Consider the following 20,384-nt stretch of genomic DNA (forward strand, 5'->3'; position numbering starts at 1 on the left):
TTTGTTTAAATCTTTAGCTGTAACTGTCCTTTCAAGGCGCGCAATCGCGTAAGCCGACAGTTCGCGGCAAAAGCCTCTCGCCATCAATGCTCGAATCCGGTAATAGATAGTTTAACGCTAAACTATATTGCGCGTGCGCGGGACAACGTTACGGAGGATTTGCCCCATGGCTGCCAAGAGACCGACCAAAAAAACCAATGCCAGTGCTGATGAACTCAAGGCTTATTACAAGGACATGCTGCTGATCCGGCGGTTCGAAGAGAAAGCCGGCCAACTTTACGGCATGGGTCTGATCGGCGGCTTTTGCCACCTTTATATCGGCCAAGAAGCCGTTGTTGTCGGCCTTGAGGCCACTGCCAAAGAGGGCGACAGCCGCATCACCACCTACCGCGACCACGGCCACATGTTGGCCTGCGGCATGAACCCCGACGGTGTCATGGCTGAATTGACCGGCCGCGAGGGTGGATATTCGCGCGGCAAGGGTGGCTCCATGCACATGTTCTCGAAAGAGAAGAAGTTTTACGGTGGCCACGGGATTGTGGGTGCGAACGTACCTTTGGGCGCGGGTGTTGCCTTTGCCGACAAGTACAAAGGCAACGACAACGTCACCTTTACCTATTTTGGCGACGGTGCCGCGAACCAGGGTCAGGTCTACGAGACATTCAACATGGCCGCCCTTTGGAAGCTGCCGGTGATTTTCGTGATCGAGAACAACCAATACGCCATGGGCACCTCTCAGCAGCGTTCGACCTCGAGCGCCGAGATTTGGGAACGTGGCAAGGCATTCGGCATCCCCGGTGAGGCAGTCGACGGCATGGATGTGTTGGCGGTCAAAGACGCAGGCGAACGCGCAGTGAAACACGCGCGCAGCGGCGATGGTCCCTATATCCTCGAGATCAAGACATACCGCTATCGTGGCCATTCGATGTCCGACCCGGCCAAGTATCGCACCCGCGAAGAGGTGCAGAAAATGCGCGACGAGCGTGACCCGATTGAACAGGTCCGCAACATCTTGCTTGAGAATAAATACGCCAGCGAGGACGACCTGAAAGCCATCGATAAAGACATCAAGAAGATCGTCAACGACAGCGCCGAATTCGCCAAAACAAGCCCTGAGCCCGCCCCAGAAGAGCTTTGGACTGACATTTACGCAACCGAAGTTCCACAGGAGGCTTGAACCATGGCAACTGAAATTCTTATGCCCGCCCTAAGCCCCACCATGGAAGAAGGCACATTGGCCAAATGGCTGGTGAAAGAGGGCGATACCGTGTCCTCTGGTGATATCATGTGCGAGATTGAAACCGACAAAGCCACGATGGAATTCGAAGCCGTCGACGAAGGTGTCATCGGCAAAATCCTGATTGCCGAAGGCACCGAAGGCGTCAAGGTGAACACCGCGATTGCCGTGTTGCTGGAAGAAGGCGAAGATGCCTCTGCCGCAGACACCGCATCGAGCGCGGCACCGGATGCGGCCCCTGCCCCGCAAGCGGCAGCGGACAGCAAGCCCGCCGAGGTCAAAGCGCCCGCCGCGCCCAAGACCGACACCACCCCCGATTGGCCCGAAGGCACCAAGCTGAAGACGCAAACCGTGCGCGAAGCCTTGCGTGACGGCATGGCCGAGGAAATGCGCCGCGACGAAAACGTGTTCCTGATGGGTGAAGAAGTTGCCGAATACCAAGGCGCTTATAAAATCTCCCAAGGGTTGCTGGATGAGTTCGGCTCCAAGCGCGTGATCGACACGCCGATTACCGAACATGGCTTTGCCGGTATCGGTGTCGGTGCCGCATTCGGTGGTCTGCGTCCGATCGTGGAATTCATGACCTGGAACTTTGCCATGCAGGCGATTGACCACATCCTGAACTCTGCCGCCAAGACGCTGTATATGTCCGGCGGCCAGATGGGTGCCCCCATGGTGTTCCGCGGCCCGAACGGTGCTGCGGCCCGTGTTGGTGCGCAGCACAGTCAGGATTATGCCGCTTGGTACATGCAGGTTCCGGGCCTCAAGGTGGCGATGCCGTATTCGGCCTCCGACGCCAAGGGGTTGATGAAATCCGCGATCCGCGATCCGAACCCGGTTGTGTTCCTCGAGAACGAGATCATGTACGGCAAATCCTTTGATGTGCCTGATGTGGATGATTACACCGTACCGTTTGGCAAGGCCCGCATCTGGCGCGAAGGCAGCGATGTCACCATCGTGAGCTTTGGTATCGGCATGACCTATGCCCTTGAAGCTGCTGAAAAACTGGCCGAAGAAGGCATCGACGCCGAAGTGTTGGACCTGCGCACCTTGCGCCCGATGGACACCGCCAGCATCATCAAGTCGGTGATGAAAACCAACCGCTGCGTGACCGTCGAAGAAGGCTGGCCGCAGGGTTCTGTCGGCAACTACATCACCAGCGTCATCATGCAAGAAGCGTTTGATTATCTGGACGCGCCTGTGATCAACTGCACAGGCAAGGACGTTCCGATGCCCTATGCAGCGAACCTTGAAAAGCTGGCACTGTTGACCACGGATGACGTGATCGCTGCCGTCAAAAAAGTCACTTACAAATAAGGAGCGGACCACATGCCCATAGAAATCCTCATGCCCGCCCTCAGCCCCACGATGGAAGAAGGCACATTGGCCAAATGGCTCGTGAAAGAGGGCGACACCGTGTCCTCTGGCGATGTGATGTGCGAGATCGAAACCGACAAAGCCACGATGGAGTTCGAGGCCGTCGACGAAGGTGTCATCGGCAAGATCATGATCGCGGATGGCACCGAAGGCGTCAAAGTGAACACGCCGATTGCTGTGCTGCTGGAAGACGGCGAAAGCAAGGACGACATCGGGGCGGCCTCTGCCCCCGCCGCGTCGGCCCCTGCGCCTGCTGCGCAAGAGGCCCCTGCGCCAGCGGCCGCTGCTCCTAGCGCGGCACCGGCTGCTCCCAAGTCAGGCGATGGAACCCGCATCTTCGCGACGCCCCTGGCGCGCCGGATCGCGGCGGACAAAGGGTTGGATCTGTCACAGGTCACAGGGTCAGGCCCCCATGGCCGCATCGTCAAAGCGGATGTAGAAGGTCTGTCCAAATCCGACGCACCAAAAGCCACAGCCGCAGGAGCCCCGACCGCAGCCGCAGCCGCCAAACCCGCACTCGCTGCAGGACCATCAGCCGAAGCTGTCATGAAAATGTACGATGGACGCGAGTTTGAGGAAATTACCCTCAACGGCATGCGCAAAACCATCGCGGCGCGCCTGACCGAGGCCAAACAATCGATCCCGCATTTCTATCTGCGGCGGGATATCCAACTGGATGCATTGATGGCGTTCCGGGCAGACCTGAACAAACAACTCGAAACCCGCGGAGTTAAGCTGTCGGTCAATGACTTCATCATCAAGGCCTGCGCCTTGGCGCTGCAAGCCGTGCCTGACGCCAATGCCGTCTGGGCCGGTGATCGTATTCTTAAGCTGAAACCATCCGATGTTGCCGTTGCCGTGGCCATCGACGGTGGTCTTTTCACACCAGTGCTGAAAGATTCCGAGACGAAATCCCTCTCGGCACTCTCGGCCGAAATGAAAGACCTCGCCACCCGTGCGCGCGATCGCAAACTTGCACCGCATGAATATCAGGGCGGCAGCTTTGCGATCTCCAACCTTGGCATGTTCGGCATCGACAACTTTGACGCGGTCATCAACCCGCCTCATGGTGCGATTTTGGCCGTCGGTGCGGGCGTGAAAAAACCCGTCGTTGGCAAAGACGGCGAACTTGCGGTGGCAACCGTGATGTCTGTCACGCTCTCCGTCGATCACCGCGTCATCGACGGTGCCCTCGGCGCACAGCTATTGACCGCTATCAAAGACAACCTCGAGAACCCGATGGTCATGCTCGCCTAACGCCAATTCCAAATGGACTAAAATCCTCGGGGGGCTTAGGGGGCAGACAGCCCCCCAGTTTAAATGTCGAATGGGGCATACTGCCCCCACCTACAAAATAAAACAAAGCCGGGATCGTATGATCCCGGCTTTTCCGTTTTCTCAGATCTATTTTGAAAACTTACTCGCCTTGCGGCCCCAACATATGATCCATCAAGACCGAAGGTTGTTCGCAGCCCGCCTCTCCTACGACGCGCGCTGGAATACCTGCAACTGTCTTGCACGGCGGCACAGCCTCAAGCACAACGGAACCCGCTGCAATCCGGCTGCAATGTCCCACGGTGATATTGCCCAACACCTTGGCCCCGGCCCCGATCAGCACGCCGTCACCGATCTTTGGATGGCGATCCTGCTCTTCTTTGCCAGTCCCACCAAGGGTCACGGAATGCAGCATCGACACGTTGTCACCCACCACAGCCGTTTCACCAATGACCACCGAATGAGCGTGGTCGATCATGATCCCTTTGCCGATTTTGGCCGCAGGGTGGATATCCACACCGAAAATTTCACTGACCCGCATCTGAACGAAATAGGCCAAATCATACTGCCCCTTTGTCCATAAATAATGCCCCACGCGGTACGCTTGAACCGCCTGATAGCCTTTGAAATACAAAATCGGCTGAAGCAAACGATGGCACGCCGGGTCGCGTTCATAGATCGCCACCAGATCGGCGCGGGCCGCTTTGATCAAAGACGCATCGTTATTATACGCTTCTTCCACCATTTCGCGCACCACCATCATCGACATTTCATTCGATGCCAGTTTCGCGGCGATCCTGTAAGACAGCGCCTTTTCGATGGATTTGTGGTGCAAAATACAGGCGTGAACAAAACCGCCAATCAGCGGCTCATCCAAAACGGCCTGCTGTGCTTCGGTCAGAATTTGATCCCAAACAGGATCAACTGATGCAATATTTCTGCGGGGCTCTGCCATGACGATATCCTTCTTTGTCCCGACAATATATCACTTTGGCGCAAAGTGCCAAACGCAAAGCCTTGATCCACCGCATCAAAATCATTGATGCGGTGGATCACCCGACCTAGCACGCAGGTTACACCACCAAATGCCGCGCAGGTCCCACGCCATAACTGGCCGAGCTTTGTGCGACAGAGAGCAGCACCGGCCCAGTCACGCCATCCGCCATACGCAGTGCATCGGCATAGTGCCAGCTTGGCACATTGGTGCTGGTTTCGCGTATTAACTGACCGTTTTGTGACACACGAACCAGATATTGCTCGGCTTCTTCGCCCAGCGGGACCTCCATGCTCTCCCATCCGTCCCCGTCAATTCTGGTGCGTCGGGTCCAGGCCAAGGTCACGCCACCGGCAACCGCAGTACTGCGCAGGTGGCATGGGCTTAGCGGGCGCAACCCGTTGCCATCAAACGCCTCTGTGCGGTGAACATAGGACGGATCATCATAGCCGCGCTGTGCAGGCCCGATCCGATAATGCTGGGTAATCCTGCGCAAATTGGGACTCAGGCCCAGTTGCGAGGGTACACCGTTCAGCAAAACGAACTTTGATCTGACGGGCCACACAGGCGGCATCAGCGCATCCGTCCCCGCCTGCCCGCGCAACCGGTGTGTCAGCAGATAGGTGTTTGGCGCCACCAGCTCTGCCCCGCTGAACTGGAACACCTCCCAATTATCGGCGGTGCCGTCACCAATTGCCGCCAGATTCGCACCGCCAAGCAAGGCCGCGTTCTCGACGCTTTCAAGCGTACCGCTGGTCAGGCGCACCTGCAAAACCCCGCCGCGATCAAACAATCCGGGTCTTGAGGCAGCCAGATCCGTTTCGGTCACACCCATCGTCGCACGGATCGGCAGAACTTTGTTCAATTGGTAATTCTCGTCCGTGCCCGAGCTATAGACCGCCACACTGCCCGGCCAGGGTTTCGCGGTTGTCGCTATATAGGGGGCATGCGGCACCTCGTCCCCGCGCAGCAACGGCAGATCCATGAACAGTGCGGACACCGGCACAGGTGCCGCGAACGGCTTGAGCGCAGCCAGCTCATCGTCAAAAGGCGCAGGGGCATAGACCCCGGGTTCAATCCGCACCGCCTCGACAACCTGCAAGTCGCCCTGTTCCACCCGATCAATGCGGTAGAGCGCGTTGCTTTCTTCCCCATCCGAGGGCAGTTCAATCACGTCGCCCGCACCAACAGACAGCATCGACGGCGGCAGTGCCACCCGTAGTGTTTCTCGCGAGACCCGCGCTTCGGTCAGCCAACGTTCGATTGCTTGACGCCCTTCGGCACGGGTCAGGGACATGTTGAACTCTGACGCGGCCACAGCATGGGTGGCATCCTGGGCCAGCACGACTTCTTCGGCGATGGTATCGAAATTCCCGTCAGCCTGCACAAAACGTAGCCGCACACGACCTGCGATTTCTGCCTGTGCTTCTCGAGTTTGCGCAATCCCGCCGCTCACGTCGCTGCTATCCGCCAGTTGCGTGGTGTCCAGACGCACAGGATTCAGGCCATCACGCATCACAAACCGCAACACGCCGCCGCGTTCGACCGCATCAAAACCATAGCGCAGCATCAGCGGTTGCAAACTGGCCCGTGCATCGCTGACCTGATCCACGGCATAGCCGCGCACAACACCATAAAGCGCCGAGGTATCAAAAGCCGTCAGCCCGGCGCGGCGGCATATTTTGGCAACAAGCGCCGACAAGGGTTGCGATGACGTGCGCCCATTCAACCAGTGACCGCGCGCATAGTTTTGCCCATCGCTCCATAGCCCGCGATTGTTTGGGAAAAACGGATAGGGCCGCGTGTCCCATGCCCAGACGAACGCGCGGGACATATCGATCATCGGCCCCTCATATTCCGCCGAGATCGGGTTATGCGCAGGCTCTGACCAATGTTCGTTGAAAGCACGCAAATATTGCATTTGCATCAGCTCGTCCCGCGCGCCCGTTGAATGGTGCGGCAAACGGCTTTCCGAGCTTTTCAGGTCCAGAAATTTATTCGGCTGGTTGGTCGCTCTGTCAATCGCGGCGCAGCCATATTCGTCAACCCATGCCCCATCAAACTGCGGGCCGCGCAAGCCTTCGGGGTCATGGGCCGTATGCACCGACGCCACCGCCCCGTTGGGCCAAACCAAACGCTTGCGTGTCGCCTCCCAATCGGGCCGTCTGTCTGCGGGCGTACAAGCCAGAATGCCACTGTCACCAAAAATCATCACCTCGCGGACCTGCTCGATCGTTTCGCCCACCAGCGCAACCCGGCGGCACCGCCCGGCATCCAAGGGCCGCGCGCCTTCGACCTGCGACCGAACCCATTCCGCACCTGCACGGGTTTTGCCCGCACCGCGCCCGCCCAATATCACCCAGGACCGCCAGTCCCCCTCGGGTGGCAACTGATGTGGCATTGCCCAAAACTCGAACAAAAAAGGGAGAGCCAAAAGCTCTCCCTCATCCAGTTCATTCAGAAACTGGTCTTGCAGCGCCGCATCGGCGGAGCCTATCCAGCTTGCACCCGATCTCAGCCCGCGCCCGGTCAAGGTCAAGGGCATAGCCCCCTCGGGCGATGCCCGCTTGTCTGTTTCTACAGTCATTCAGATAGGTCTCCACTTTGACGCAGGTCGCCACCATGCCACTGGCTTTACCCAGTGCCTTGGACGCCGCAGTTTCATTTAATTCCTCCCCGGAAATGGCCTGTTCTTTCAGGCTCTGAATTTCGCGACGCAGGTCGCGGATTGCTGCTTGAAGCGCGCTGAAATGCTCTTCGCTTGTCGCAATCTCTTGCTCCGGGGTAATCATAGTCATTGTTGCTCAAGCCTCTCGTTTGGAACCTCCAAATCCGAGCGAACACGAAAAAACGGCCACCGGAAATTAATCCGGGGCCGTCTGCCCATTTCGTCTAGCATGCCTAGATATCTACGTCAGAGCGCTCGCAAAGTCAAGGAAAACAAAGTTACCAAAACCTTCCAAGCCCTTACGATGGTTAAGGAATTCTTAAATTCCCACCCCAATCACAAGGTCAATCTCCCCCCGTTGACGCATTGCCTGCCGCTGCTGCACCGCGCTCGGCTTCGATCACACGCCATGCGGCCACATTGCGATTATGCTCTTCCAGCGTCTGCGCAAATGCGTGCCCGCCCGTGCCATCCGCAACAAAGAAAACATAGTCTTCTTCAGCGGGTTGCGCGGCGGCCATCAAACTTGCGTTGCCCGGATTTGCAATCGGTGTGGGCGGCAAAGCGTTGATCACATAGGTGTTATACGGCGTCTCTGCCCGCAGTTCGCTGCGGCGCAATCCACGCCCCAGAACACCCTCGCCCTTGGTGATGCCATAGATCACCGTGGGGTCGGTTTGCAAACGCATGCCTTGGTTCAAGCGGTTGATGAACACGCTGGCAACCTGGCGGCGTTCTTCTGGCACACCGGTCTCTTTTTCGATGATCGACGCCAGGATCAACATCTCCTGAGGTGTCTCGATGGGCAGCCCCGGATCACGGGCATCCCACGCTTCTGCCAGCCGTTGTTCCTGCACGGCCTGCATCAACGCCAGAATGGTGTTACGATCCTGGCCCTTGGTCGCCTCATAGCTGTCGGGGGCCAATGTGCCCTCTGCGGGGACAGTGGCAACTGTGCCTTCCAGCAGATCAATTGATTTCAACGCCTCAACAATCTGCCAGCTGGTCACACCCTCGGCGACCGCAATGCGATACCGTGTGTCTGCCTTGGTTTTGGTCTGGGTATAGATCTCGGGGACCTCATCCACACCGGGGGTGAATTCAGCACGTTCAACATAATTGCTGGTCGCAGGGTCAAGCTCGCGCACCTGTGTGCTGATCTGGTTGATCCCGATCCGGTAGACAACTTCGGTGCCGCAAGTGCTTGCGCCGCCCCGCGTGACTGTGTCCACGATCTCTTTCATGCTGGCTTCGGGCTGGATCAGAAAGCTGCCCGCCTTCAAAGCTTGCGTCTTTTCCTCGTACTCGGCCCCCAAACGGAAAACCATAGCCGAGCTTACCGCGTCTTGCTGGGCAAGGTTATCGCCCACGGCACGCATGTTCGACCCACGCTCGACCTGCAAACAAATCGCCTGCGCCAGCGGGCCGGGCGCATCATATTGCCCCCGCCCCCAAAGAATGACGCCGCCCAAAAGGAACAGCGCCAAAATCAGGAACGTTACTGCGTTAGACGCAATATGTCTCCACATTAGGAAACCTTTCCGAACAACACGCTCGCGTTTGTGCCGCCAAACCCGAACGAGTTGCTGAGCGCGATATCAATCTTGCGCTCGACCTTTTTGTTCGGGGCCAGATCAATTTTCGTCTCAACCGCAGGGTTGTCGAGGTTGATGGTGGGCGGAGCCACCTGATCGCGGATCGCCAGGATCGAGAATATCGCCTCGATCGCGCCCGCAGCGCCCAACAGGTGCCCGGTTGCAGATTTGGTCGATGACATGGTGACGCCTTCAACCGCATCGCCCAGCATCCGTTCAACCGCGCCCAACTCGATCACGTCGGCCATGGTCGATGTGCCATGCGCGTTGATGTAATCGATGTCTTTCGGCTCAAGCCCCGCGCCGCGCAACGCACTGCGCATGGACCGTTCCGCCCCGTCGCCATCCTCGGCAGGTGCCGTGATGTGATAGGCATCACCCGACAGACCATAGCCCAGAACTTCGGCATAAATTTTAGCGCCGCGTGCTTTTGCGTGCTCGTATTCTTCCAGCACAACAATCCCGGCACCCTCGCCCATAACGAAACCGTCACGGTCGGCATCATAGGGGCGGCTGGCCTTGGTCGGGTCATCACCGCGCTTGGTCGACAGCGCCTTGCACGCGTTAAAGCCGGCCATACCGATTTCACAAATCGCGGCCTCTGCCCCGCCTGCGATCATCACATCGGCATCGCCGTGAATGATCAAGCGGCTTGCATCACCGATGGCATGCGCGCCAGTGGAACACGCAGTCACAACCGAATGGTTCGGGCCACGGAAACCATAGCGAATCGAAACCTGACCCGAGATCAGGTTGATCAACGCACCCGGCACAAAGAACGGGCTGACCCGACGCGGGCCTTTTTCGTGCATCATGATGGCAGTGTTCGCGATGGAATTCAGCCCGCCGATACCCGATCCGATCAACACGCCTGTGCGTTCTTGATCTTCGCGATCGGTTGGGGTCCATCCGGAATCTTCGATCGCCTGCTGTGCAGCGGCCACACCGAACAAAATGAACGTATCAACTTTGCGCTGCTCTTTAGGCTCCATATATTTGTCGGCATTGAACGTGCCGTCGGTGCCATCGCCAAGGGGAACTTCGCACGCGTATTGCGTGACCAAACGGCTGGGATCAAACCCCGTGATCGGGCCTGCGCCCGATTTACCGTCCAAAATTTTTGCCCAGCTGGCCTCGACCCCATCGGCCAAAGGCGTCACCAGCCCCAAACCCGTCACAACTACTCTGCGCATATCAAAGTCCCTTGGTGTATTTCCACGTTGATCGGCTATACCTTGGCACCGTGCCGAATTTCAAGACGCGATGCACCAGTTCCGTCTCAGTTCGGCGGGCCTTTGCGTGTCATCAGGCAAACGCGGGTGCCCTCGACTTCGACATCTCGCAACGCCACATAGCCCAATGTATCCGCCAAATGCAGCGACACATCGTTTTGCGCATCAATCATACAGACGGTGCGGCCGGTCACAACGCGATCAAACCAATCATGGGCCGCTGTCGCTGCCTCAAGGCCCAGGCCACTGCCCTGCGCATCGGGGTCCAAGACCCAGCCGGCCTCGGGATAAGGGTCGAAATCATCACCAAACCCGCGCGCCCCAAAGAAGAAACCCGTCTGGCCCGCCATTTCTAAGGTGCCGCGCGGCTGGATCGCCCATTGGCCAAAGCCCGCGACCTGCCAATGCCCCGCGTTGCGCAAAAACGCATCCCAAGAACGTGCCTTGGGCCATGGTTTGCCGTTGATATGGGTAACAACCTCGGGCGTGGCCCAGATTTCGGCGAAACGCTCGAAATCGTCGGAACGCATGGACCTCAAGGTCAGTCGGGCGGTGTTAATCGTTGGTACAGCTCGAGACATGTGGTGAATTACTTTCACGCTAAACTTATTATGCCGCCACTGTCGCCCAACCTACGGTGGTGAAACAAGTAAAAACTCTCACCCAAACGAAAAACGGCGCTCTTTCGTTTAGAAAGAACGCCGTTTAAGAAATTATTTGCCGATCAACCCGCAGTGCGGGCCACCGAAAGAAAGCTTAGGAAGCTTCTTTGATGAATTTGACCGCGTCGCCGAAGGTTTGGATGTTTTCGGCTGCGTCATCTGGGATTTCGATGCCGAATTCTTCTTCGAACGCCATAACCAACTCAACAGTGTCAAGGCTGTCTGCGCCAAGGTCGTCGATGAACGACGCGTTCTCGACAACTTTGTCCTCTTCAACACCCAAGTGCTCTACCACGATTTTCTTTACGCGTTCTGCGACGTCGCTCATAATCTGTCCTCATTCATTCGGGCAACTTTTGCCCTGTACTGGTTCCGCCCAAAGCCTGTAGGCCCGTTTGGATCGTGCCCCTAGGGGCGGCTATGGTTCTTGTTGACACAAGACATGGGGGGCGATCAAGCCTTCCCAAATTCGTTTCTGCGCCTCCTTTAGCATAAGACGCAAGTTTGGCAAACGCTTTGCAGCGCGCCGTTACAACATGGCCATACCACCATTCACATGCAAGGTGGTCCCTGTAACATAAGCGGCTTCCGCGCTGGCCAGATAAACAACGGCGGCGGCAATTTCCGCCGGTTCACCCATGCGAGCGGCGGGAATCTGCGCCATGATTCCCGATTTCTGATCATCGGTCAGTTTTTCGGTCATGGCAGTGGTAATGAACCCCGGTGCAATCGCATTCACGGTAATCCCGCGGCTTGCCACTTCGTAAGCGAGCGACTTTGACATCCCCACCATTCCGGCCTTGGACGCGGCATAGTTAGCCTGTCCGGGGTTGCCCGTCGCACCCACGATGCTCGAGATATTTACGATCCGGCCCCAGCGGGCTTTCATCATGCCGCGCATCACGCCTTTGCACAGTTTGAACGTCGCGGTGAGGTTCACGTTGATCACCGAATTCCATTCATCATCCGACATCCGCATGAACAGGTTATCGCGGGTGATACCGGCGTTATTGACCAGAATATCAACCGAACCCATCGCCTCGATCGCTTGCTTGGGCAGGGCTTCGACAGCTTCCATATCGCTTAGGTTACAGGGCAACACATATGCGCGGTCGCCCAGTTCGGCCTTCAGCGCCTCAAGCGGTTCTGTGCGGGTACCAGACAGCCCAACCGTCGCACCCTGCGCATGCAGGCTGCGCGCAATATCTGCACCAATACCACCGGATGCGCCGGTGATCAGCGCTGTTTTACCTGTCAAATCAAACATCTAAATATCCTTTAATCGCGGCTCACGCCGTATTTATCGCTTTTGGTTTATGCCGTGTTCATCGCTGCTGCGTCGGCTGCGGTGCCGATATTCACACAAGTGATGTCTTTGTTGATGCGGCGGATCATGCCGGACAAGGCTTTGCCGGCACCGATCTCCCAAATCTCGGTCACGCCCTGCGCGCCCATCCATTCAACCGACGACAACCAGCGCACTTGGCCGGTGACCTGTTCGATCAACAGCTTGCGGATTTCATCGGGGTCGGTCACCGCATGTGCGACGACATTCGCCACCACAGACACGATAGGCGCGTTCATCGTTACACCCGCCAGCGCCTCCGACATTTCCTCGGCTGCGGGGGCCATCAACGCACAATGGAACGGTGCGGACACCGGCAGCAGCAAGGCGCGTTTCGCCCCTGCCGCCTTGGCCAGATCAAGCGCCCGTTCAACGGCGGCCTTGCTGCCCGACACAACATTCTGCGCGGGATCGTTCTGGTTGGCGACCTGACATACCTCGCCTTGGGCGGCATCAGCGGCAACCTGTTCGGCCTGCTCAAAGCTGAGCCCGAGCAAGGCGGCCATTGCCCCTTGCCCGACGGGTACAGCTGCCTGCATGGCGCGCCCACGGATGCGCAACAAGCGCGCGGTATCTGCCAGCGAAAATGTGCCAGCCGCACAAAGTGCCGCGTATTCACCCAACGAATGGCCCGCAACGAATGCTGCCTTCTCGACCGTGATCCCTTCGGCGTTCAACGCGGCCATCGCGGCCATCGATGTCGCCATCAAGGCAGGCTGCGCGTTTTGGGTCAGGGTCAACGCCTCGGCCTCGCCTTCCCAGATCAACGTCGACAGCTTTTCACCTAGCGCCTCGTCGACCTCGTCAAACACGGCTTTGGCCGCTGGATAGGCATCCGCCAGATCGCGGCCCATGCCGATGGTTTGCGCGCCTTGGCCCGGATATACAAATGCAATGCTCATAAGGTCCCCCCGTTTCTAATTAAAACGGCTTTATCCTGTGGGGTCGGCGCAAACAAGCCTGCACCGACCCTGTGCGTTTATCCGTAATTGCCGCGGGGCCGCTTTACCGTAAACTAAACACACCATAAACCGGAGACCAAAATGGCCATTAGCAACACTGCAATCCGCTACGGCGGCGTAACAAAGTTCTTTCACTGGCTGACGGCGTTGCTGATCATCGCGTTGCTCGCTTCGGGCCTCTTCGCCGAGGATCTGCCCCACGAGACGCAAATCCAGCTGACGCAAAAAGCGTGGTTCTTTTCACTGCATAAAACCATGGGCGTCGCCGTATTTTTTGTGGCGCTTTTGCGGATCATCTGGGCCATCAGCCAACCCAAACCGGGCCTGCTGAATGCGGATAAAAAACTCGAACGCTGGCTGGCGGAAACCGTGCATTGGGTGCTTTATGCCTCGCTTGTGATTGTGCCACTGGCAGGCTGGATCAGCCACGCAGCCGCATCGGGTTTTGCGCCCATCTGGTGGCCGTTTGGCCAAAATCTGCCACTGGTGCCGAAAAGCACCGATATCGAACATCTGTTCGGTGCCATTCACGTGATTTCGGGCAAAGTACTGATGGGCGCGTTATTCCTACACTTTGTTGGCGCGATAAAGCACCATGTTATTGATCGCGATTCGACGCTGCGGCGCATGTTGCCGGGCGAACCACCCATCGGCCCCCTGCCCGTGCAATATCACAGCAGCGCCCCTGTCCTCGCCGCTTTGGTGGTCTGGATTGCAGCACTGGCCCTTGGGGTTGGTTTGGGTCTGGCGGGCGGCAAGGACGGCGCAGAAGCCGCCCAAGCGCCGGCATTGGAACAGGTGGCATCCGAATGGACCGTCCAAACCGGCACAATCGGCATTTCAGTCAGCCAGTTCGGATCGGCAGTCGAAGGCAGCTTTGCCGATTGGACATCGTCCATTTCCTTTGATGAAACAGTATCAGAGGGCAAAGCGGGCACCGTCACCACAACAATCTCGATCCCGTCGCTGACATTGGGCTCGGTCACGGATCAGGCGATGGGTGCCGACTTTTTCAATGCCGAAAACTTCCCTACCGCTGCTTTTGCCGCCGACATCACCGTCACCAATGGCAGCTATCTGGCCGATGGTACGCTGACGATCAAAGACCAATCGCTGCCGCTGTCCCTGCCCTTTAGCCTAACAATCGATGGCGACACGGCAGCGATGCAGGGCGCAACCAGCTTGGACCGGCGTGCCTTTGAGATCGGGCAAAGCGTGACAGACGCCGCCACATTGGGATTTGATGTCGCCATCGATATCAACCTGACGGCAACCCGCCCGGCCCAATAGGCCCACCAGCCATCACGCATAAAAAAAACGCCGGGGCGCTGACCCCGGCGTTTTCAATTTCAACGAACGCTAGAAGGCTTATTCAGCTTTCATCGCCTCAACGGAAATGTCGATTTGGACCTCGTCACTTACGAAGGGTGCGAATTTGCCAAGGTTGTAATCAGAACGCAGCACGGTCGTTGTCGCATCAAAACCGGCCCAAGGCTTGCCCGCCATCGGGTGGTCGCCCATTTGGTTGAGTTTGGCATCCAGAACAACCGCTTTGGTCACACCGTTCATGGTCAGATCGCCGGTGATCAGGCCGGTTTTCTCGCCTGTCACTTCGATGCCTGTCGACGTGAACGTCACCATATCGCCTTCGGCTGCACCGAAAAAGTCAGCGGACATAAAGTGATCGGTGCGCGGCTGCCAGCCGGTGATCATATCCATAACTGGAAAGGATACGGTGACAGAAGAATTCGCAGGCTCTGCCTCGTCCAGCATGATTTCGCCGTCGAAACCGCTGTACATGCCTGTCGATGTGGAAAACCCAAGGTGGCTATAAGTGAACACGATCTGGCTGTGGCTCGCGTCCAGAACATATTTCTCGGCTGCAAAGGCAGATGTCGCACCCAACGTCAGGGCCGAGGCAAGAAGGATAGATTTGAAAGTCATGATAAACACTCCGGTTGAACTATTGTATGAACCACAAATGGCGTAATTGAGCCGGTAAACAACCCAGCAGGGGCAAACACTGTCTGCGCAAGAATGAACACTTGCGCGCACCAAGGGCATAGCACAGCGGTTTTTGATCCGGGATAGTGACAGCGGCCAATCACACCCTTTTGACATGGCGCATTGCCCCTTGCCCTAGACGCCAAACCGTGTATATCGGCCCTTCGTTTTGCATCATCTTTTGAACCGCGCAGACTCTCGTGGTGGGGCCGCAAAACGCTAATGCCTCGCCTATGAAATGCGCCTTGATATAAATAGGAGTGCACATGCCGCTTTATGAGCATGTTATGATTGCGCGTCAGGACTTGTCCAACACGCAAGCAGAAGGCCTTATCGAACATTTTGGCACAGTTTTGGCTGACAACGACGGCAAGCTCGTCGACAGCGAATACTGGGGCGTCAAAACGATGGCCTATAAGATCAACAAAAACCGCAAGGGCCACTATGCCTTCCTGCGTTCGGACGCACCTGCGACCGCAATTCAGGAAATGGAGCGTCTGATGCGTTTGCACGACGACGTAATGCGCGTTCTGACCATCAAAGTTGATGAGCATAAAGAACTGCCATCCGTTCAAATGCAAAAACGTGACGAACGCCCCGAGCGCGGCGAACGCCGCGAGCGCCGTTGATCATCAGCTTGAAAGAAAGGACATAAACCATGGCCGCAAAACCATTTTTCCGCCGTCGTAAAGTCTGCCCCTTCTCGGGCGACAACGCACCGGCAATCGATTACAAAGACACACGTCTTCTGCAGCGCTACATCTCTGAGCGCGGCAAAATCGTTCCATCCCGTATCACAGCAGTTTCTGCGAAAAAGCAGCGTGAATTGGCCCGTGCCATCAAACGCGCCCGCTTCCTCGCCTTGCTGCCCTACGCCGTTAAGTAAGGAGAAAGCACATGCAAGTTATCCTTCTGGAACGTGTGGCCAAACTGGGCCAAATGGGCGAAGTCGTGGATGTAAAGCCAGGCTACGCACGCAACTATCTGCTGCCACAAGGCAAAGCGCTGTCGGCTTCCAAAGCCAACATCGAAGCCTTTGAAGGTCAGAAAGCACAGCTTGAGGCACAAAACCTCGAGACCAAAAAAGAAGCCGAAGCAATGGCGGACAAGCTGAACGGTCAGCAGTTCGTTGTTATCCGCTCCGCTTCCGATTCGGGTGCTTTGTACGGTTCCGTTACAACACGTGACGCAGCCGACGTTGCAACCGCCGAAGGTTTCACAGTCGACCGCAAACAGGTCGTTCTGCGCAACCCGATCAAAGATCTGGGCCTGCACGACGTAACCGTCGTTCTGCACCCCGAAGTAGAAGCCACCATTCAGTTGAACGTTGCACGTTCCCCTGAAGAGGCCGAACTTCAGGCGGCCGGCAAGTCGATCCAAGAACTGGCAGCGGAAGAAGAAGCCGCAGCAGAGTTCGAAATCTCTGAATTGTTCGACGATATCGGCTCTGCCGCGAACGATGACGAAGATCTGGCTGAAGCGGTTGAAGCGCAGGAAGACGACGAAGCGAAAGCTTAAGTCTCTCAATGCCTTAGAAGATTTAACGCCGTCCCCACATGCTGGGGGCGGCGTTTTCATTTGGTGGTCGCGCACGAACCGCCCTGCATGGCATTCGCCAGAATCACCCCCTTAAAAAACAAATTCTCCACGTCGCAGCCCGCGCGTCTGCGCTTCTACGCTCATTCGACGTCGGTTTAGGCGACCCTCTGCCCATGCAAAACCGCCAAGGTTGCGAGGCACTTCATCCGATGTAGTGTTTCCAAAGCAAAAACCAGAGTGTCCAGATGACAGCCATATCACGCCGCCTTTTGTGCCAGATGCTCTTGTGCAGCACTGGCCTTGCCGCTTGCGCAAGCACACCATCACCCGGCCCGGCCCCTGCCCCCAAAATGCAGCTTTATCCGAACGAGACGCCGGAACTGCGCAGCCTGATCAACAAATGGGCCGACTTTTACGACGTCCCGCGCCCGCTTGTGCACCGCCTGGCCATTCGGGAAAGCACCCACCGCCCAGAGGCCCGCAATGGCCCCTACTACGGGTTGTTGCAGATCCTGCCGGCAACAGCGCGCGGCATGGGGTTTCAGGGCAGCTCGGGCGATTTGCTGAACCCTGACGTGAACCTGAAATACGGGGTGAAATATCTGCGTGGCGCGTGGCTGCTGGCAGACGGCGATCACACGACAGCGATCAAATGGTACGCAAGCGGCTACTACTACGAAGCCAAACGCCGCGGCATGTTAAATGAAACCGGCCTGCGCAACGGGTGATCGGAAAATTCGAATTTTCCGGCCCGGAATTTTTTGAAAATTCCGCCACCGCCAGATAGCAAAAGGGCCACCCAAACGGATGGCCCTTCGCTAATTCTCACCTAGAAGGCGGTTAGACTTATTCGTCTTCCAGCGCTTCAACAGCTTTTTGAAGGTCCTCTTTGGACACTTCTTTTTCGTTCAATGTCGCTTGTTCAAACACGTGGTCAACGACCTTGTCTTCAAACAATGGCGCACGCAGCTGCTGCTGCATTTGCTGGTTTTGCTGAACGAATTCAAAGAACTGGCGCTCTTGACCCGGGTACTGACGTGCCTGGTTCATGATCGCTTGGGTCATCTCTGCGTCTGTTACCTGAACTTCGGCTTTCTGACCCAGCTCTGCCAACAGCAGGCCAAGACGAACGCGGCGTGCTGCCAAGGTCTTGTGCTCTTCTGTGGTTTCGATCTCTGGGTGGTCATGGCCCTGAACATCAGGGTTGTCTTCGTGCCACAGCTGGTGGGCGATCTGGCCCGCTTCGGCATCCAACAAGGACGGTGGCAGGTCAAAGCTGACCAGTTTGTCCAGCTCGTCCAGCAGGCCACGCTTCATAACAGCGCGCGATGCGCCCATGTATTCAGCTTCCAGACGTTCGGCGATTTGTGTTTTCAAACCGGCCAGATCTTCTGCGCCAAACTTGGTTGCCAGTTCGTCATCGATCTTGGCAGCAACAGGCTTTTTAACGTCTTTGACTTTGCATTCAAACACGGCCTCTTTGCCAGCAAGGTGCGGCGCTTGGTAATCATCTGGGAAAGAAACGGTAACGTCTTTTTCTTCACCAGCAACAACACCAACCAGCTGCTCTTCAAAGCCGGGGATGAAGGAGTTGGAGCCCAGTACCAAAGGATAATCCTCTGCAGCACCGCCATCAAACGCTTCGCCGTCAACTTTACCCAAGAAATCGAACACGATCTGGTCGCCGTCTTTGGCTTTTGTGCCCGCTTTGCGCGATTCAAAATCTTGTGCAGTCTCGGCCAGGTTTGCCAGCGCTTCTTCAACCGCGGCATCGTCGGCTTTGACGACCATTTTCTCTAGCTTGATGGATGTCAGATCAACTTCAGGAATCTCGGGCAGCGCTTCATAGGTCATTGTGACCTCGACATCGTCGCCTTCTTTCCAGTCTTCGTTGGCCATTTTCACATCGGGCTGCATCGCAGGGCGATCGCCGGACTTTTCAAAATGCTCTTGCATGGCACCATCGATGGCTTCTTGCATGGCTTCGCCCATAACCTTTTGGCCGAACTGCTTTTTCAGCAGCGCCATAGGTACTTTACCTTTGCGAAAGCCCTTCATTTCGACTTCGGGCTGTGCTTCGGCCAGCTTTTCGTTGACCTTGGCCTCCAGCTCAGCTGCTGTCACAGTGATGGCATAGCCGCGTTTCAGACCTTCGTTCAGCGTCTCGTTGACCTGCATGTTTGCTCCATAGGGTAAGGCCGCGCGATAATCGGCGCGGGCGGAAAAATTTCCGCTCTTCTATTTGGGCCTGCGCTTGGGCGCAAGCGGATTTGGGTTGGGCCCGGACCGGCGGCGCATAAAACCCGCCAAACCAAGCCCCGAATTACATCCCCAAGGCTTCTTTATACATCTCAAGGACGGCTTCTTCTTCAGCAATGTCGTCTTTGTCGCGTTTACGCAACGAGATCACTTTGCGCAGCACTTTGGTATCGTAACCGCGCGATTTGGCTTCGGCCATGACCTCTTTTTGCTGCTCGGCCAGATCTTTCTTTTCTGAATCAAGGCGTTCAATCCGCTCGACGAACTGACGCAGCTCGTTTGCGGTGACGCGGTAGGTGGCATCGCCAACGACGTCGGCGGATTCGGGGTTCGTAGCACTGTCGCTCATTGCGGGGTCCTGTGTCTGGAAAGGGTCAGCGCCCTGACTAACGCCGCGCCTGCCCTGCCGCAAGCCACACTTGCGATACCTTGCCGATTGAGATAGCTCGCGCCCCATGGAAAATGCATCAACATCTTTATTCGACATTCTGATCTGGGTCGGCGCGCTGATCTCGCTCGTAGGATTCTTTGGCCTTGTTTGGTGTATCGTCACCGTAATGCGGGCAAAACGCGCCAGCCTGTCCGAAGACGACATGCGCGCCGTCTTGCAGAAAGCCTTGCCGCTTAACCTTGCCTCGCTGTTTCTGTCAGTCATCGGTCTGATGATGGTCGTGATCGGGATCATGCTGGGCTAAATACGCGGCCCGCGAATTAACGCTTGAAACATATTCAATAATCTTTATATATCCTATTAACACGGGACGTATCTTTGCGGCCCCTCCTAACGTGTGAATGGGAATAACATGATTGAAGTCGAATGGATTTGGGGGCTGATTGGCGGCCTGATTATTGGATGTGGCGGCGCTGTCTATCTCTTGGGCAACGGGCGCATCATGGGGGCCAGCGGTATCATCGGCGGGCTTGTTGACGGCACGGGCCGCAATGCTTGGGTCGAACGGGTCAGCTTCATCGCGGCGCTTGTCCTTGCGCCAGCACTGTTGATTTACTTCTCCGGACGCCCTGCTGAAACCAACCTTACAGACAATTGGGTGCTTATTGTTGTGGCCGGGCTGCTGGTCGGCGTCGGCACTCGGGTCGGCAATGGTTGTACGTCAGGCCATGGCGTCTGCGGCATCTCGCGGCTGTCACCGCGCGGGATCGTGGCCACTTTGGTCTATATTTTTGCAGGTGCGGTGATGGTTGTTGCCCTGCGCTCCATGATGGGGGGACTGTAA

The 20,384-nt window shown here is 56.9% G+C and carries 21 protein-coding genes; 10 read left to right on the forward strand and 11 right to left on the reverse strand.

The features are described 5' to 3' along the window. Window positions 1-166: 166 nt before the first annotated feature. From pdhA to KZZ06_RS13620, 3 genes are read left to right on the forward strand one after another with little or no spacing between them, the layout of a single operon-like run. On the forward strand, window positions 167-1,177 hold the full coding sequence (pdhA, locus tag KZZ06_RS13610) for a pyruvate dehydrogenase (acetyl-transferring) E1 component subunit alpha (protein ID WP_219580666.1): 1,011 nt from the start codon (window positions 167-169) through the stop codon (window positions 1,175-1,177). 3 nt (window positions 1,178-1,180) lie between these two features. After that, complete coding sequence (locus KZZ06_RS13615) at window positions 1,181-2,554, forward strand: pyruvate dehydrogenase complex E1 component subunit beta (RefSeq protein WP_219580667.1); 1,374 nt, start codon at window positions 1,181-1,183, stop codon at window positions 2,552-2,554. Between the two features lie 12 nt (window positions 2,555-2,566). Further along, window positions 2,567-3,871, forward strand: coding sequence for a pyruvate dehydrogenase complex dihydrolipoamide acetyltransferase (locus KZZ06_RS13620; RefSeq protein WP_219580668.1), 1,305 nt, complete (start codon window positions 2,567-2,569; stop codon window positions 3,869-3,871). A gap of 160 nt (window positions 3,872-4,031) precedes the next feature. Here the strand turns inward: KZZ06_RS13620 and cysE are convergent, their stop codons facing one another. From cysE to fabD, 8 genes are all read right to left on the reverse strand, one after another. Next, entirely contained in the window at window positions 4,032-4,844 is an 813-nt protein-coding gene (gene cysE, locus KZZ06_RS13625) for a serine O-acetyltransferase (RefSeq protein WP_219580669.1), read from the reverse strand. A 118-nt stretch (window positions 4,845-4,962) separates the two neighbouring features. Then, window positions 4,963-7,470 (reverse strand): glycoside hydrolase TIM-barrel-like domain-containing protein, encoded by a 2,508-nt coding sequence (locus KZZ06_RS13630; RefSeq protein ID WP_257884356.1) that lies wholly within the window; start codon window positions 7,468-7,470, stop codon window positions 4,963-4,965. Between the two features lie 425 nt (window positions 7,471-7,895). After that, window positions 7,896-9,080, reverse strand: coding sequence for an endolytic transglycosylase MltG (gene mltG, locus KZZ06_RS13635; protein ID WP_219580670.1), 1,185 nt, complete (start codon window positions 9,078-9,080; stop codon window positions 7,896-7,898). Continuing rightward, on the reverse strand, window positions 9,080-10,339 hold the full coding sequence (gene fabF, locus KZZ06_RS13640) for a beta-ketoacyl-ACP synthase II (RefSeq protein ID WP_219580671.1): 1,260 nt from the start codon (window positions 10,337-10,339) through the stop codon (window positions 9,080-9,082). Before fabF ends, mltG begins: the two co-directional genes overlap by 1 nt. An 86-nt stretch (window positions 10,340-10,425) precedes the next feature. Further along, the gene (locus KZZ06_RS13645) at window positions 10,426-10,959 is read right to left on the reverse strand and encodes a GNAT family N-acetyltransferase (RefSeq protein WP_219580672.1); all 534 of its coding nucleotides are present in this window, start codon (window positions 10,957-10,959) and stop codon (window positions 10,426-10,428) included. A 175-nt stretch (window positions 10,960-11,134) separates the two neighbouring features. Further along, window positions 11,135-11,368: an acyl carrier protein gene (locus tag KZZ06_RS13650; RefSeq protein ID WP_093914756.1), complete on the reverse strand. Its 234-nt coding sequence runs from the start codon at window positions 11,366-11,368 to the stop codon at window positions 11,135-11,137. Window positions 11,369-11,569: 201 nt separating this feature from the next. Beyond that, window positions 11,570-12,307, reverse strand: a complete 738-nt coding sequence (gene fabG / locus KZZ06_RS13655; RefSeq protein ID WP_219580673.1) for a 3-oxoacyl-[acyl-carrier-protein] reductase — start codon at window positions 12,305-12,307, stop codon at window positions 11,570-11,572. Between the two features lie 47 nt (window positions 12,308-12,354). After that, window positions 12,355-13,287 (reverse strand): ACP S-malonyltransferase, encoded by a 933-nt coding sequence (gene fabD / locus KZZ06_RS13660; RefSeq protein WP_219580674.1) that lies wholly within the window; start codon window positions 13,285-13,287, stop codon window positions 12,355-12,357. 141 nt (window positions 13,288-13,428) lie between these two features. Between fabD and KZZ06_RS13665 the strand changes: the two genes are divergently transcribed. Continuing rightward, window positions 13,429-14,637 carry a cytochrome b/b6 domain-containing protein gene (locus KZZ06_RS13665; RefSeq protein ID WP_219580675.1) on the forward strand — a complete coding sequence of 403 codons (1,209 nt, stop codon included), beginning with the start codon at window positions 13,429-13,431 and terminating at the stop codon, window positions 14,635-14,637. Between the two features lie 78 nt (window positions 14,638-14,715). Here the strand turns inward: KZZ06_RS13665 and KZZ06_RS13670 are convergent, their stop codons facing one another. Beyond that, window positions 14,716-15,291, reverse strand: coding sequence for a YceI family protein (locus KZZ06_RS13670; RefSeq protein WP_219580676.1), 576 nt, complete (start codon window positions 15,289-15,291; stop codon window positions 14,716-14,718). 326 nt (window positions 15,292-15,617) lie between these two features. On the opposite strand from KZZ06_RS13670, the gene rpsF reads away from it, so the two are divergent. The 4 genes from rpsF to KZZ06_RS13690 all read left to right on the forward strand — a co-directional run bounded on the left by rpsF (window position 15,618) and on the right by KZZ06_RS13690 (window position 17,618). Next, window positions 15,618-15,980 (forward strand): 30S ribosomal protein S6, encoded by a 363-nt coding sequence (rpsF, locus tag KZZ06_RS13675; RefSeq protein ID WP_008228007.1) that lies wholly within the window; start codon window positions 15,618-15,620, stop codon window positions 15,978-15,980. A 29-nt stretch (window positions 15,981-16,009) separates the two neighbouring features. Beyond that, the gene (rpsR, locus tag KZZ06_RS13680) at window positions 16,010-16,237 is read left to right on the forward strand and encodes a 30S ribosomal protein S18 (RefSeq protein WP_005852865.1); all 228 of its coding nucleotides are present in this window, start codon (window positions 16,010-16,012) and stop codon (window positions 16,235-16,237) included. A gap of 11 nt (window positions 16,238-16,248) precedes the next feature. Next, window positions 16,249-16,869, forward strand: a complete 621-nt coding sequence (gene rplI, locus KZZ06_RS13685) for a 50S ribosomal protein L9 (RefSeq protein ID WP_219580677.1) — start codon at window positions 16,249-16,251, stop codon at window positions 16,867-16,869. A gap of 299 nt (window positions 16,870-17,168) precedes the next feature. Then, window positions 17,169-17,618 carry a lytic transglycosylase domain-containing protein gene (locus KZZ06_RS13690; protein ID WP_219580745.1) on the forward strand — a complete coding sequence of 150 codons (450 nt, stop codon included), beginning with the start codon at window positions 17,169-17,171 and terminating at the stop codon, window positions 17,616-17,618. A gap of 118 nt (window positions 17,619-17,736) precedes the next feature. On the opposite strand, the gene tig is transcribed toward KZZ06_RS13690, so the two are convergent. Both tig and KZZ06_RS13700 read right to left on the reverse strand, forming a co-directional pair. Beyond that, the gene (gene tig / locus KZZ06_RS13695) at window positions 17,737-19,068 is read right to left on the reverse strand and encodes a trigger factor (RefSeq protein ID WP_219580678.1); all 1,332 of its coding nucleotides are present in this window, start codon (window positions 19,066-19,068) and stop codon (window positions 17,737-17,739) included. A gap of 145 nt (window positions 19,069-19,213) precedes the next feature. Next, window positions 19,214-19,498 (reverse strand): DUF2312 domain-containing protein, encoded by a 285-nt coding sequence (locus KZZ06_RS13700; protein WP_093914748.1) that lies wholly within the window; start codon window positions 19,496-19,498, stop codon window positions 19,214-19,216. A gap of 106 nt (window positions 19,499-19,604) precedes the next feature. On the opposite strand from KZZ06_RS13700, the gene KZZ06_RS13705 reads away from it, so the two are divergent. Both KZZ06_RS13705 and KZZ06_RS13710 read left to right on the forward strand, forming a co-directional pair. After that, complete coding sequence (locus KZZ06_RS13705) at window positions 19,605-19,844, forward strand: hypothetical protein (RefSeq protein ID WP_219580679.1); 240 nt, start codon at window positions 19,605-19,607, stop codon at window positions 19,842-19,844. 108 nt (window positions 19,845-19,952) lie between these two features. Next, a complete protein-coding gene (locus KZZ06_RS13710) occupies window positions 19,953-20,384 on the forward strand; it encodes a YeeE/YedE family protein (protein WP_219580680.1) in 432 nt (143 codons plus the stop codon).

The organism is Sulfitobacter sp. CW3, assembly GCF_019392245.1.
Classification (GTDB): domain Bacteria; phylum Pseudomonadota; class Alphaproteobacteria; order Rhodobacterales; family Rhodobacteraceae; genus Sulfitobacter.